The 13,413-nt window shown below is 66.3% G+C and carries 13 protein-coding genes and 1 pseudogene; 9 read left to right on the plus strand and 5 right to left on the minus strand.

The genetic code is table 11. The features are described 5' to 3' along the window. Positions 1–6: 6 nt before the first annotated feature. A complete protein-coding gene (locus K3U96_RS24925) occupies positions 7–1,152 on the minus strand; it encodes an ABC transporter substrate-binding protein (RefSeq protein WP_069404273.1) in 1,146 nt (381 codons plus the stop codon). Between the two features lie 73 nt (positions 1,153–1,225). Here K3U96_RS24925 and K3U96_RS24930 point away from each other — a divergent pair, with 73 nt between their 5' ends. From K3U96_RS24930 to K3U96_RS24960, 7 genes are all read left to right on the plus strand, one after another. Beyond that, the gene (locus K3U96_RS24930; RefSeq protein ID WP_069404272.1) at positions 1,226–1,858 is read left to right on the plus strand and encodes a TetR/AcrR family transcriptional regulator; all 633 of its coding nucleotides are present in this window, start codon (positions 1,226–1,228) and stop codon (positions 1,856–1,858) included. A 117-nt stretch (positions 1,859–1,975) separates the two neighbouring features. Continuing rightward, positions 1,976–2,764, plus strand: a complete 789-nt coding sequence (locus K3U96_RS24935) for an SDR family oxidoreductase (RefSeq protein ID WP_069404252.1) — start codon at positions 1,976–1,978, stop codon at positions 2,762–2,764. 28 nt (positions 2,765–2,792) lie between these two features. Continuing rightward, entirely contained in the window at positions 2,793–4,247 is a 1,455-nt protein-coding gene (locus tag K3U96_RS24940; RefSeq protein WP_220693689.1) for an aldehyde dehydrogenase family protein, read from the plus strand. Next, positions 4,247–5,419 (plus strand): NDMA-dependent alcohol dehydrogenase, encoded by a 1,173-nt coding sequence (locus K3U96_RS24945; protein ID WP_220691420.1) that lies wholly within the window; start codon positions 4,247–4,249, stop codon positions 5,417–5,419. Before K3U96_RS24940 ends, K3U96_RS24945 begins: the two co-directional genes overlap by 1 nt. A 148-nt stretch (positions 5,420–5,567) precedes the next feature. Continuing rightward, positions 5,568–7,187, plus strand: coding sequence for a PP2C family protein-serine/threonine phosphatase (locus K3U96_RS24950; RefSeq protein WP_220691421.1), 1,620 nt, complete (start codon positions 5,568–5,570; stop codon positions 7,185–7,187). Continuing rightward, a complete protein-coding gene (locus tag K3U96_RS24955) occupies positions 7,184–8,266 on the plus strand; it encodes a cobalamin B12-binding domain-containing protein (RefSeq protein WP_220691422.1) in 1,083 nt (360 codons plus the stop codon). The genes K3U96_RS24950 and K3U96_RS24955 overlap by 4 nt, the downstream gene beginning before the upstream one ends. Next, the gene (locus K3U96_RS24960) at positions 8,263–8,637 is read left to right on the plus strand and encodes an STAS domain-containing protein (protein WP_069404248.1); all 375 of its coding nucleotides are present in this window, start codon (positions 8,263–8,265) and stop codon (positions 8,635–8,637) included. The genes K3U96_RS24955 and K3U96_RS24960 overlap by 4 nt, the downstream gene beginning before the upstream one ends. Positions 8,638–8,654: 17 nt before the next feature. Here K3U96_RS24960 and K3U96_RS27005 read toward each other — a convergent pair. After that, positions 8,655–8,819, minus strand: a pseudogene (locus K3U96_RS27005) (DUF3159 domain-containing protein); the annotation flags it as partial. A gap of 26 nt (positions 8,820–8,845) precedes the next feature. Here K3U96_RS27005 and K3U96_RS24970 point away from each other — a divergent pair. Together K3U96_RS24970 and K3U96_RS24975 are read left to right on the plus strand one after the other, a co-directional pair. Next, positions 8,846–9,796 carry a carbon-nitrogen hydrolase family protein gene (locus tag K3U96_RS24970; protein WP_220691423.1) on the plus strand — a complete coding sequence of 317 codons (951 nt, stop codon included), beginning with the start codon at positions 8,846–8,848 and terminating at the stop codon, positions 9,794–9,796. Positions 9,797–9,828: 32 nt separating this feature from the next. Continuing rightward, positions 9,829–10,608, plus strand: coding sequence for an SDR family NAD(P)-dependent oxidoreductase (locus K3U96_RS24975; protein ID WP_069404246.1), 780 nt, complete (start codon positions 9,829–9,831; stop codon positions 10,606–10,608). Positions 10,609–10,616: 8 nt separating this feature from the next. On the opposite strand, the gene K3U96_RS24980 is transcribed toward K3U96_RS24975, so the two are convergent. From K3U96_RS24980 to K3U96_RS24990, 3 genes are read right to left on the minus strand one after another with little or no spacing between them, the layout of a single operon-like run. Then, positions 10,617–11,501, minus strand: a complete 885-nt coding sequence (locus K3U96_RS24980; RefSeq protein WP_220693690.1) for a LysR family transcriptional regulator ArgP — start codon at positions 11,499–11,501, stop codon at positions 10,617–10,619. 1 nt (position 11,502) lies between these two features. After that, complete coding sequence (gene arsB, locus K3U96_RS24985; RefSeq protein ID WP_220691424.1) at positions 11,503–12,987, minus strand: ACR3 family arsenite efflux transporter; 1,485 nt, start codon at positions 12,985–12,987, stop codon at positions 11,503–11,505. Beyond that, positions 12,984–13,352, minus strand: coding sequence for an ArsR/SmtB family transcription factor (locus tag K3U96_RS24990; protein ID WP_220691425.1), 369 nt, complete (start codon positions 13,350–13,352; stop codon positions 12,984–12,986). The genes arsB and K3U96_RS24990 overlap by 4 nt, the downstream gene beginning before the upstream one ends. Between the last annotated feature and the right edge of the window lie 61 nt (positions 13,353–13,413).

A 13,413-nucleotide genomic window follows, 5' to 3' on the forward strand; every position in this document is an offset into this window, starting at 1 on the left:
ACAAGCTCAGTCTCGGCAGGCGCTCACCGCGCGTGCGATGTTGTCGCTCGGCGCCGCGTGGAATACGTGTCCGCTTCCGTCCGGTAGCACACGGCGCGCGATCAGGTAATCGGAGCCCAGCCAACCCTGCCTGATGTAGCGGCCGAACCGGAGGAACGTCCCCGGGGCTCCGCTCGCCGACGGCACGAGCTTCACCTGCTCGATTCCGTGCTTGACCCCTTCGCCGGTCAGCGGCCTCGCAGCCGCCAAGCCGCGGGCGATCACGGTCGCGACGTCGTGGCACAGGCCCGGCATCGAGTGCGCCGGTCGGCGGCCGTAGCGCGCCTCGAACCGGTCGAGGAAGGCCTGACCGACGCGGTTGCGCTCGTCGTAGCTGTCAAGACCGATCCAGCCGCGCAGGTGATGCATCCACTCGGCGTTGATGTGCGCCATCTCGAACGCCGTCGTGGTGTAGCGCGGCGGATCCCAGTCGGCACTCTCCAAGGCGTCCGAGAAGCCCCACAACCCGTGGCCGAAACCGACGTGCACCAGCGCATCGGGGCCGGCCGCCCGCAGTTCGGCGACCACCGCCGCCTTGTCCGCTTCGACCTGAGGGATGGCCGCCGTGGCCACGACCTTCAATCCCGCTGCGGAATAAGCCTTCTCGGCGAACGCCAGATACTCCTTGCCGATGAGAGAGGCCTCATACGCGATGGCGATACGTGACCTTCCATCGCCGAGCATCACCGCGGCGAGCATGACCGGCTCCTCGGGCATCGACCCGTTGTTGAGGGCGAACGTCCACTCACCCAGCGCCTCCTCCGATCCGGACAGGATGAGATTCGGGACCTTGGCCACCCGGTCGGCGTGCGCGGACAACGGCACCGCGTTGTCGGAGACGTACGGGCCGAAGATCATCAGACAGCCTTCGGCGACCAGTTCGTCGTATCCGCGTTCGACGGCGTGGTACGTGCCGTTGGGTAGGCCGATGACGTCGCGCCGCACCACCTCGATCGGCCGATCCACAAGCCCGGCAGAGACCGCTTCATCGAACACGAGCCGTAGCGTGTCCAGCGTGTCGTCCTCGGTGCTGGACCTGGTCGGATAGTCGTTGAGCAGGCCGACTTTCAGCGGGGCGACCGAGCCGTACGCGCGAACATCTTCGTCTGCCACATTCAGCAACATACAACATGCAGGTTGTCTGCCACCGCTAACCTACACGGTGAATGTTGATAGCATGCTCGGCATGGCCAAGCGTGGTGGCACAGACTCCGAACGACGCGCTCGCGGAGATCAAACCCGCCGTCATCTCATCGATGCGGGGCGCATCTTGTTCGTGGAGAAGGGCTACTTCAACACCAGCATCGGCGACTTGGTCACCACCTCGGGCGTCGGCACCCGCGGCGCCTTCTATCACCACTTCAAGGACAAGGCCGAACTCTTCCGCGCGGTGTTCGAGGAGGTCGAGCGGGACCTCACACTGCGTTCGCTGTCCTCCCCGCCGCGCGGCGCGGACTCATGGGAGCGACTCTGCGCAGGTCTTCACGGCTTCCTCGAGTCGGCACTCGAACCCGAGGTGCAGCGCATCATGTTGGTCGACGGACCTGTCGTCTTGGGCTGGCGGACGCTGCGCGCGATCCAGGAAGACAACAGTATCGCGTTGATCGACGAGATGGTGCGCAATGCCATCGCCGAAGGCAGCATCGACGATCTACCCGTTGCCGAGCTGACTCACATGCTCGTCGCATCGCTCGAGGAGGGTGCTCTTCTGGTGGCACACGCCAAAAGCCCCGGCCGAGCACGCGGTCGTGCGGCACGGATTCTCGACCGGCTTCTGCTCAGCTTCGCGACGGAGCCGCGCAAGGTCATCAGGCGGTAGCGGTTGACTCGCGACTCAGGATGGTGACCTCCGTATGAAAATGAGCATTTCCATTTTTGATTATTGTTCTTCTACCGAACTGATAATGTTGCTTCGCCCACGTCGCAAGGAGATCTGATGTCGGACGCGCCACCACTGCGAGTCGCCGTAGTCGGAGCGTCCGCGGGTCTGGGCCGGTGCATCGGCGTGGGGCTCGCGAAGAAGGGCGCCCGGGTCGCGTTCCTCGCGCGGCGTCGCGACCGCCTCGAGAACGCCGCCAAGGAAGCGGGCAGCGGTGCGGCGGCCGTCGCGTGTGACGTCACGGACGCGGATGCCTGTCAACGCGCCATGACAGCCGTCGTCGAAGAATTCGGCGGCCTGGATGCACTCGTCTACACGACTGGCGTCGGCGTCCTCGCGCCCCTCACCGACGTCACCGCCGAGCAGTGGGGAAACCTGTTCGCCACCAACGTTACCGGCGCATCGCTCATCACCGCAGCCGCCGCACCCCACCTTGCCGCCAACGCCGGTTCGGCTGTCTACCTCTCGTCGCTGAGCGCGTCATACTCCGCCCCGTGGCCGCTGCTCGGCGCTTACGCAGTGTCCAAGGCGGCGCTGGACAAATTGGTCGAGGCCTGGCGCATCGAACACCCGAACATCGGCTTCACCCGGCTGGCGGTCGGTGACTGCTTCGGCGGTGAAGGCGACTCCCAAACGGAGTTCAGCAAGGCGTGGGATCCGCAGGCGCTCGAGAACGCCATCCGGTTCTGGATGGACAACGGCTACATGCAGGGCGGTCTGGTCGAGGCCGATCACCTCGTCGGCGTCGTGCACAACGTACTTCGTTGCGGAAACAGCAGTTTCATCCCGTATCTGACATTGGCTCCCCGGCCATCGGGCGCAGTGGCCGAACTTCGACAGTGGTGAAGGAAACGCGTTGACACACGAATCGCGCATGCTCATCGACGGCCAGCTCGTCGAATCCGAGACAGGCCGCCAGTTCGACAACATCAACCCGGCAACCGAGGAGGTTCTCGGGGGCACCGTCGACGGCACCCGCGCCGACATGGAACGGGCGGTGGCTGCCGCCCGCCACGCATTCGACCACACCGACTGGTCGCGCGACGGGCAGGCCCGTGCCGCCGGGCTCCGTCAACTGCAGGCGGCGCTGGAGGCCGAACGCGAGGAGATCCGCGGGGAACTGATCGCGGAAGCGGGCTGCCCGCTGCTGAGCACTTTCGGACCGCAACTCGACGTCCCGCTCAAGGAGGCCCTGGGTTGGCCGGCGGATATGATCAGCCAGTTCCCCTGGAAGCGAACGCTTCCCGACAAGGATGCGTTCGGGATGGGCACCCTCGCTGCCCGCGAAGTCTGGAAGGAACCCGTCGGTGTCGTCGGCGTCATAACGCCGTGGAACTTTCCGCTCGAGATCATCCTCAACAAGGTCGGCCCGATTCTGGCCATGGGCAACACGATGGTGCTCAAGCCCGCACCCGACACACCGTGGAACGCCACCCGCATCGGCCGGATCATCGCCGAGCAGACCGACATCCCGCCAGGGGTGATCAACATCGTCACCTCATCGGATCACACTGTCGGCGAGGTGCTTTCGACTTCTCCCCTGGTCGACATGGTGGCCTTCACCGGTTCGACGGCAACCGGACGCAAAATCATGAAGGCAGCGGCTGACACTGTCAAGCCGACGTTCTTGGAACTCGGCGGCAAATCGGTGTACCTGGTGCTCGACGACGACGGCGACATCAGTGCCTCGCTCGGCGGCAGCGCGTTCATCTCCATGCACGCCGGACAGGGCTGTGCGATGCCGACCCGCCTGCTGGTCCCGAATTCCCGCTACGCCGAGGCCGTCGAGATCGTCAAGGTCGCGATGGAGAAGAACAAGTACGGCGATCCCACCGACCCGTCGGTGCTGCAGGGCCCCCAGGTCTCGAAACGTCAACAGGATCGCGTGATGGGCTATATCGAGAAGGGCAGGCAGGAAGGCGCCCGCCTGGTCACCGGCGGCAATATCCCAGCACATCTTCCGAAGGGCTTTTTCGTCGAACCAACGGTGTTCGCCGACGTAGACAACCGGATGACGATCGCCCAGGAGGAGATCTTCGGTCCGGTGCTGTCCGTCATCGGGTTCGACGATGACGACGATGCCGTGCGCATCGCCAACGACTCCATCTACGGCCTGTCGGGCGTCGTATTCGCCAGGGACCTCGACCGGGCCAAAGCGGTCGCCGGCCGGATCCGCACCGGGACCCTCGGAATCAACGGCGGTCTGTGGTACGGCGCCGATGCTCCGTTCGGCGGCTACAAGCAGTCCGGGGTCGGGCGGCAGTGCGGCATCGAAGGACTCGAGATCTTCACCGAAACCAAGACCGTCGGCTGGCCGAAGGAGTCCTGATGAGAACCAGAGCGGCCGTGCTGCGCGGCGTTGGCGTCGACTGGGAAGTCACCGATGTCGAACTGGATGCACCCCACGCCGGCGAGGTGCTGGTGAAGATGGCCTACGCGGGCATCTGCCACTCCGACGAACACTTCTACACCGGTGACAGCGTCCCCAGCGCCGAGATGGAGGACCTGATGCGTGCCGCCGGGGTCCCGGTACCCGAGTGGTTTCCGATGCTCGGCGGTCACGAGGGCGCCGGGGTCGTCGAAGAGGTCGGGCCCGAGGTGAAGACGCTCAAGCCCGGCGATCACGTCGCCGTCTCTTTCTTTCCCGCCTGCGGCAACTGCCGTTGGTGCGCGACCGGACACACCTATCTGTGCGACGTCGGCGCCGACATCTACAGCAAGGCCATGACCACCGACGGCACCAGGCGCAGGCACGTCGTCGGGCCGAACGGTGCCGAGGATCTGATGGCGATGATGCAGGTGGGCACATTCGCAGAGTTCGTGGTGGCCTCAGAACGGTCATTGGTGAAGATCAACGACTGGATACCACTCGAGGCAGCCTCGCTTGTATCATGCGGTGTGACAACGGGATTCGGTTCCGGATCCGTGGCCGCTGGAACTGAACCCGGCGACACCGTCGTCGTCGTGGGGGTCGGCGGAATCGGGATGAACGCGGTCCAGGGCGCCAAAGTGGCCGGCGCCAAGCACATCGTGGCGGTGGACCCGAACGAGTTCAAGCGTGAGATCGCACCGTCGTTCGGCGCGACGCACACCGCCGTCGACGCCGGGTCCGCCCTGGAACTGGTCAAGGAGATCACCTGGGGCGTGATGGCCGACCGCGTCGTGCTGACACCGGGCGTGGTGCCGCCTGATCTGGTGATGGTGGCGATGATGCTGTTGCGCAAGGGCGGAACGTGCGTTCTGACCGGCATGGCGAAAATCAGCGACATGCAGATCCCGATCAGCCTGCCCGACATGGTGAGTGCGTGTAAGACCCTCAAAGGTGTCCTCTACGGCGAGATGAACCCCCGCGATGCCATGCCGAAACTGCTGTCGATGTACGAGGCGGGCACCATCAAACTCGACGAGCTGGTCACTCAAAAGTACAAGCTGGACGACATCAACGAGGCGATGAAGGATTTGCGGGCCGGCAGGAACATTCGCGGAGTGATTGCCTTTTAAGGTGGCCGTCGGCGGTCCGGGGTACAGTCGGAGCGTCAGGGGCTGAGCCCACGCCTCGCAGAAAAACTTGATGTCTGCAAGGGTGCGAATTATTTCCGATACACAATCGACCACACCGCGGGACTGACGATTGAGCAGTCACAGATGCGTGGAGAGTGCTTCGCCCAAGCCCGTCGGCGAGCCCGCCTGGCAGTCGGTTCCGCACCCGGTGCTGGTGGTCGACACCAGCGGTGTCATTTCCGCGGTCAGCGTTCCGGCGCAGGAGGTGCTGGCCGACGCCGAGGCCGGTGTCGCGCTGGCCGACGTCGCACCCGCATGGCTAACAGACGCACACGATCGGCAGGCGTCGGCAGCGACCGGCCTCATCGACGGCCGCGACTTCGCAGCCAACCGCACCCCCCTGCCCGGCGGCGGGACCGCATGGTGGCTGGTCGAGGACACCGACCGCTCGCTGCAGCGCGCCCACGAGACGTTGGCTCAGGAGCGAAAACGCGCGACATTCCTCGACGAGGCGTCCGCGGTGTTGATGGCGTCGCTGAACTTGGACCGGTGCCGAGAGGCGACGGTCCAGATGGCGGCCCGCCATCTGGCGGACGCGGCGGTCATCGTCGCCCCCGTTCGAGATGAACTGATCCCGGTCGTCTGCAGCGGACCCGACGGCGTCGCCGAACACCACACCGTCGAAGCGGACCCCGCCTCGGTATCCGGCCTCAGCGAGACCCTGCGTGGTTTCCCGCCGGTGCCGTCGCGGTGGATCGACCCCGCCACGATGCCCGAGTGGCTGATTCCCCGGCGCTTCCCGGGTCGGGTGGGATCGGTGCTGATCACGCCGTTACCGGGCCACGGTGTTCCGGCCGGCGCGTTGGTGCTGCTGCGCCGCGACTCCAAGGCCCCGTTCAGCGACGGCGAGGAACTCTTCGCCCGATTGTTCGCCACCCGCGCCGGAGCGGCGCTGTCCACTGCCCGGCTCTACGCCGAGCAGTCGGCGATCACCCGCACCCTGATGCGCGAACTCCTGCCCCCGCAGATGGAGCGGCGCGACGATTTCGAACTCGCCGGCGGCTACCGCGCGTCCGCAGACCATGAACTGGTGGGCGGCGACTTCTACGACGTCCACCCCGCCACGGGACCCGACGGCGAGACGCTCGTCGTCCTCGGCGACGTGTGCGGCAAGGGCCTGGAGGCCGCGGTGCTCAGCGGCAAGATCCGCAACACCCTGCACGCCCTGGCGCCGCTCGCCGACAACCACGAACGCGTGCTGAACCTTCTCAACAGCGCCCTGTTGACGCCCGACAACAGCCGCTTCGCCACGTTGGTGCTGGCCTCCATCGCGAGCCGCGAAGGTCAGCTGAAGCTGCGGTTGACCTGCGCCGGGCACCCCGCCCCGCTGATCCTCCGCAACGACGGGACGGTATTGGAGGCGGACACCCGTGGCATGTTGGTCGGCGCGCTGCGACAGTTCACTGCGCGCTCTACCGAGGTATCACTCGCGCCCGGCGAGACATGCCTGCTCTATACCGACGGCCTCTCCGAAGCCCGCGGCGGGCCGCTCGGTCAGGAGATGTTCGGCGATGAGCGACTGATCGACGCGCTGGCGCAATGCGCCCAGTTGCCCGCCGAGGCGGTCGTGGAGCGGATGATGATGCTCACTTCGGAGTGGGTAACCGATCGAAAACACGACGATATGGCCGTCGTGGCCATCACGGCTCCGCGCCGGACCCATCTCAGCGCCGTCGAGGGCCACACGTCCGGCAGGTACTCAGGGTGACCGGACCGGACGTCGGCGCGGAGACGAGCGAACCCGCGGTGGTTCGCGAGCGGCTGTGGGACGCGGTGCTCGACGGCGACGAGTCCGCCGCCGTCGGCGTCGTGTTCACCGCTGTCGACTCCGGCGTGACGCCCGAGGACGCGCTCCTCGAGGTGATCGCACCCGTGCAACGCAAGGTCGGCACGGAGTGGGCGGCCAACCGCATCACCGTGGCCCAGGAGCACGCCGCCACCGCGATCAACGACCGGGTGATCGCGGCGCTGTCGCAGCACCCCGCGGCCACGTCGGCCGCACGCGCCGGGCGCATCACGGTGGCGTGTGTGGATGGCGAATGGCACGCGCTGCCCGCCCGGTTACTCGCCGAGGTTCTGCGGCTGCGCGGCTGGCAGGTGGATTTCCTCGGCGCGCAGGTCCCGACCCCGCACCTGATCGCGCACCTACATCAGTACGCGCCCGATGCCGTCGCGTTGTCGTGCTCGATTCCGACCCGGCTGCCGGCTGCGCACGCGGCGATCACCGCATGTCAGGCCGCCGGTGTCTCCGTGCTCGTCGGCGGCGCGGCTTTCGGCGCCGACGGCCGCTACGCGCACCTCCTTGGTGCCGATGCCTGGGCACCGGACGCCCGCGCCGCCTCGCAGTGGCTGAGTGAAGGCCTGGTCCGGCTCCGTCTCACGCCGAACCGGCAGCCGCCGAACGCGCTGCCGCATCTGGCGGACCAGGAGTATTCGATGGTCAGCAGCACCAAGGCGCAACTGGTCAAAGCGACGATGGCCGAGTTGGAGGACCACTTCCCCGCGATGGCCGACTACAGCGAGGCGCAACGCCAGCACACCACCGAGGACATCGCCCACATCGTCGATTTCCTCGCGACCGCGCTGTACACCGACGACGACGACCTGTTCACCGGCTTCATCGTCTGGACCGCCCAGGTGCTGGAAGCCCGTCGCGTACCCGCGGCCTCACTGACTCCCGCCCTGGATCTGCTGGCGGGCCAACTGCAAGACTTTCCGCGTGCTCGGCGGCTGCTCACCGCTGCCCGTACCGCCCTGGCCACCGGACAAACCACACCGATCGCATGAAGATCACCCTGTCTTCGGACTCGTCGAGCCGGTCGGCGCGCATCGATATTTCAGGCGACCTCGACTACGGTCACACCAGCCAATTGCTGAGCACCGTGTCCGAATTGCTGTCCGGCAGCGCGGCCCCGCTCGACCTGCACCTGAACTTCGCAGAGTTGACGTTCTTCGACTCCACCGGGCTGTCGGCGTTGCTGCAGGTACATCAGAAAGCCGCGCAGGCCGGTGCACGGCTGCACCTGGACAACCGTCCCGCGCACCTCGACCGCGTCCTGGAGATCACCGGCACGCTGGAATACCTCACCTCGCTGTCGGACACCAGTACCGGTGAGATCGGAATCCGCATGCGCGCCAGGGCGAGCGACCCGTCCTGATCCGTGTCAGACAAATAGAACTGCACCAAAAACTGCGACCAGGACGTCGCCATCACCGCGGTGGCGATATGGAACGCGAAGCACACCTGGTGAATTCGGCGCCAGCCGCCGTCGCGGCCGGTAATCCGCGCCCCCACGATGCCCGGCAGCGGTCGCCGGATCAACAGCGACGTGGTGAACACTTTCGGTCCCGTAGTAGCGTTGAACCATGGTGTTGGCAGCGGCGATTCAGCTCGAGGCGGTGGTGGGCGACGTGAGCGCCAACCTCCACATCTGTGAACGCCTCGCCGATGAAGCGGGTCGAGCCGGTGCGCGGATCATCGCGCTACCGGAGTTTTTCACGACCGGCATCGCGTTCGTCGACGAGTTGAAAGACGCCGCGCTCCCGCCGGACGGTAAGGCCACCGACTTGCTCATCGCCCTTGCCCGCAGGTACCGGGCCCTGGTCGGCGGTTCGTTCCTGTGCCGGGACACCGACGGACATGTGCGCAACGCCTACTTCGCGGCCGACGCCCACGGTGTGGTCGGCCGACACGACAAGGACCTGCCGACCATGTGGGAGAACGCGTTTTACGTCGGCGGACACGACGACGGCGTATTCCGTGCGGGCAACCATGACGTCGGCGCCGCGGTCTGCTGGGAGCTGATGCGTACCGGCACGGTGAAGCGGCTGCGGTCGCGGGTCGATCTGGTGATGACCGGCTCTGGCTGGTGGTCCATTCCACCGTGGCCGCCGCGGTTCGTGTTCGATCGGTGGGAACGCCGCAACGCCGCCACGGCTCGTCGCGCCGCGGCGTCGTTCGCCAAGTACGTCGGCGCGCCGGTCGTGCACGCCGCACACGCCGGCGAGGTGAGGTGCCCGATGCCTTGGTTCCCGATGCCGTATCGGGGGCATTTCGAGGGCGCGACGCTGATCACCGATGCACGCGGTGAGGTCATCGCCGAGCGTCGCGCCGAACAGGGTGCGGGTGTTGTCCTCGGTGAGATCGAAATCGGCCGTCGCGCAACGCTACTCGATCCGCCAAAAGGGTTCTGGCTGCACCCGCGGGGGCCGTTGCCGAGTGCGGTTTGGCATTATCAGCGCTGGCACGGCCGTCCGTGGTACCGCCGTCATGTGATGCGCGCCGCAACAGCGACGGCGACAGGCGATCGAGGTTGACAGACCTCGCTTCATGATCAACTCTGCACGGTGTGACGCTGCAAATCGATCTGAGCGGCCGCCGCGTGTTGATCACCGGTGCGGGCCAAGGGGTGGGCCGTGGATTGGCGCACGCATTCGCCACGGCGGGCGCCGAGGTGCTCGTCAACGACCTGCGACCGGCCCGCGCCGTTGCGGTGGCCGAGGAAGTGCAGGAATGCGGCGGCCACGCCGCGCCGGTGCCGTTTGACGTCACCGATTTCGAAGCGGTCGTCGACGCGGTTGCAGCACTCGACGGCGTGGACATCCTGGTGAACAACGCGGGCAATGCGGGCGCCGAAGGATTCGCCGGCCGCGGTCCGTTCGCCGAATCCGAGCCTGCCGATTGGGAGCCCTACCTGCAGGTGAACCTCTACGGCGTGCTGCACTGCACCCGGGCGGTGCTGCCTGCAATGGTCGCCGGTACTTGGGGACGCATCATCACGATCGTTTCGGATGCGGGCCGCACCGGTGACGCCAACGGGGCTGCCTACGCCGCGTCGAAGGCCGGCGCCGCCGGGTTCACCCGGTCCGTCGCCGTCGAGAACGGACGCTATGGCATCACGGCCAACAACATCGCGCTCGGCACGATGCGCACCCCGCTCACCGAGCCACTGTGGGCCGAACATGCGGATTCCCCTCAGGCCAAGGCGATCCTGCAGAACTATGCGATCCGCCGACCGGGCAATCCGGATGACGCCGCCGCCCTTGCGGTCCTGCTCGCCAGCGACAGCGGCTCGTGGATCACCGGGCAGACGATCCCCGTCAACGGCGGCTTCTCGTTCGCAATGTGACGAGCGGTCTAGCGGGGGCGTAGGACTGCCGCTGCGGCGCGCACCGCGTCGGTGATACGACCGACGAGTGGGCTGTCCAGCTTCCAACACTGCCAGAACAGCGGCACGTCCAGATGTGCGTCACAGATGCGCACGAACGATCCGTCCTCGAGGCGCGGTGCGGCCAGGCCCTCCGGGTACATACCCCAGCCCCGTCCCGCCAGCACCGCAGCGCCGAAGCCCTCTGCCGTCGGAACGAAGTGCTGGGGTCGAACGATTTCCTTACGAAACACCTTGCGCACCAGCATGTCCTGAAGCGCATCGTCGCGGTTCCATGCCAACGACGGGGCTTGTGCGGCAGCCCGCGCGGTGAACCCGTCCGCCAGATACCGCGTCATGTACTCCTTGCTGGCCACCGGCAGGTAACGCATCACACCAAGGGGCTGCACACGGCAACCCGGCACCGGCGTGCGCTCGGTGGTGACCGCGCCCATCGCCACGCCTTCCCGCAGCAGCCGCGCCGAATGGTCCTGATCCTCGATCCGGATGTCGAACAGCACGTCGTCGAGTTCGGTGAACGCCGCGGTGAACCACGTCGCCATGGAATCGGCGTTGACGGCCATCGTGATCCGTGGGACCGCGGGAGCGTCGCCACCCATCTCGGCCATCGCCTCGGCTTCCAGAAGCGCGGTCTGCGCGGCTAACCGCAATAGTGGAACGCCGGCAGCCGTTGCCGAACACGGCTTTTCGCGCACCACGAGCACCTGGCCCACCCGTTGTTCGAGCGCCTTGATCCGCTGGCTGATCGCCGACGGCGTGACATGCAGGCGCATCGCCGCCGCATCGAACGAGCCGTGCTCGATCACCGCGGCGAACGCCGCAAGCTGCTGTCCGTCGAGCCGCACATCAACGATGCTAGTGCTGCAGGGAATTGTGTAGTGGCAGGCTGTCGAGCAGACCGTGGACCCGCTTCTCGATGTCATCCCGGACCAGGCGCACGGCGGCCACTGATTGACCGGCCGGGTCGGGTATTTCCCAGTTCTCGTAACGCTTCCCGGGAAAGTAGGGACAGGTGTCCCCGCATCCCATCGTGATGACGACGTCGGCGGCCCGCACGGACTTTTCGGTCCACGGTTTGGGATATTCGCGTGTGATGTCGATGCCCACTTCCGCCATCACCGCCACCGCTGCCGGGTTGATTTCGTCGGCTGGCTCTGAGCCGCCCGACCATGCCACAGCACGCCCGCCCGCGAAGTGGTTGAAGTATCCCAGCGCCATCTGCGAGCGTCCGGCGTTATGGGTGCACAAGAACAGCACGGTGGGCCGGACGTCGGCGACAAAGAGGCGTCGCAGCGCCAGCGACACATACACCAGCGCGACAAGGACCGGAACTTCGATCAACGGTCCCACCACCCCGGCCAGCGCCTGCCCGGAGGTGGCACCGTATGTGGCGATGGCCACCGCGATGGCCAGCTCGAAATTGTTGCCTGCGGCGGTGAAGGCGAGCGTGGTGGTGCGCGCATATCCCAGCCGCAGGGCGGCCCCGAGCAGATAGCCCCCACCCCACATGATCGCGAAGTAGGCAAGGAGCGGTAAGGCGATGCGGGCGACGTCGAACGGCCGACTCATGATCTGATCGCCCTGTAGCGCAAAGAGAATCACGATCGTGAACAGCAGGCCGTACAGCGCCCACGGTCCAACCTTTGGCAGGAACCGTGTTTCATACCAGTCGCGGCCCTTGATGCGCTCACCCGCACGGCGCGACAGGTAACCCGCCAGCAGCGGAATCCCGAGAAAAATCAGCACCGACTTGGCGATCTGCCACGGCGAGGCGGCGATGGTGGTCTGCTCCAGACCCAGCCAGCCCGGCAGCACCGACAGGTAGAACCAGCCGAGCGCGGCGAACATCACGACCTGGAAGATGGAGTTCAGCGCCACGAGGACCGCCGCCGCCTCGCGGTCACCGCAGGCCAAGTCGTTCCAGATGATCACCATCGCGATGCATCGGGCCAGGCCGACGATGATCAACCCGGTGCGGTACTCCGGAAGATCAGGCAGCAGAAGCCACGCCAGCGCGAACATCAGCGCAGGCCCGAGCACCCAGTTGAGAAGCAGAGAGCTCATCAGCAGCCGGCGGTCGCCGGTCACCGTGTCCAGGCGGTCGTAGCGCACCTTCGCCAGCACCGGATACATCATGACCAGCAGACCCAGCGCGATCGGCAGTGAAATGCCGTCGACCTGAACGTGTTCCAGCACGATGTTGACTTCTGGCACCCAGCGCCCGAGAAGCAGGCCCACTGTCATCGCAATGCCGATCCACAGCGGCAGGAACCGGTCGAGTGTGGACAGTTTCCCGACGACCGGTGCGGTCGGCGCGGCAGAGACCGCGGCGCCGGTCATGCGCCGACGGTGACGGTGAAGTCGAAAGCCGTCGACAAGCTTTGCAGTGCTTGGGGGACCACGGCGTAGTACACCCACGAGGACCGGCGTTGTGAGGTCAGCAGGCCGGCGTCGCGCAGCACCTTGAGGTGGTGCGACACCGTGGGTTGGGAGACGTCGATACCGGTCGAGATGTCGCATACGCATGCCTCGCCGCCGGCATGACTGGCGATCGCGCTGAAAAGCCGCAACCGCACCGGATCCGCCAACGCCTTGAGCGTGGCCGCCATCTGCGCGGCTGCCTCGGCCGAAAGCGGTGCGCGCAGCAGGGGCGGGGCGTCACAGCATGCGTCGTCGACGGCGATCGACCCGGGCGGATTCGACATTCGTCTATATTGACACCTATCGAATCAAGGGGCAAGCGAACACCCGGTGACCGGGTGGCAC

Source organism: Mycolicibacterium holsaticum DSM 44478 = JCM 12374 (assembly GCF_019645835.1).
GTDB lineage: Bacteria > Actinomycetota > Actinomycetes > Mycobacteriales > Mycobacteriaceae > Mycobacterium > Mycobacterium holsaticum.

Bases quoted from the DNA above. Each gene is read 5' to 3' on its own strand.
- K3U96_RS24940 (WP_220693689.1), top strand. From the start codon at position 2,793: ATGCTCATCGACGGCCAGCTCGTCGAATCCGAGACAGGCCGCCAGTTC.
- arsB (WP_220691424.1), bottom strand. From the start codon at position 12,987: ATGACCGGCGCCGCGGTCTCTGCCGCGCCGACCGCACCGGTCGTCGGG.
- K3U96_RS24960 (WP_069404248.1), top strand. From the start codon at position 8,263: ATGAAGATCACCCTGTCTTCGGACTCGTCGAGCCGGTCGGCGCGCATC.
- K3U96_RS24970 (WP_220691423.1), top strand. From the start codon at position 8,846: ATGGTGTTGGCAGCGGCGATTCAGCTCGAGGCGGTGGTGGGCGACGTG.
- K3U96_RS24990 (WP_220691425.1), bottom strand. From the start codon at position 13,352: ATGTCGAATCCGCCCGGGTCGATCGCCGTCGACGACGCATGCTGTGAC.
- K3U96_RS24935 (WP_069404252.1), top strand. From the start codon at position 1,976: ATGTCGGACGCGCCACCACTGCGAGTCGCCGTAGTCGGAGCGTCCGCG.
- K3U96_RS24945 (WP_220691420.1), top strand. From the start codon at position 4,247: ATGAGAACCAGAGCGGCCGTGCTGCGCGGCGTTGGCGTCGACTGGGAA.
- K3U96_RS24930 (WP_069404272.1), top strand. From the start codon at position 1,226: ATGGCCAAGCGTGGTGGCACAGACTCCGAACGACGCGCTCGCGGAGAT.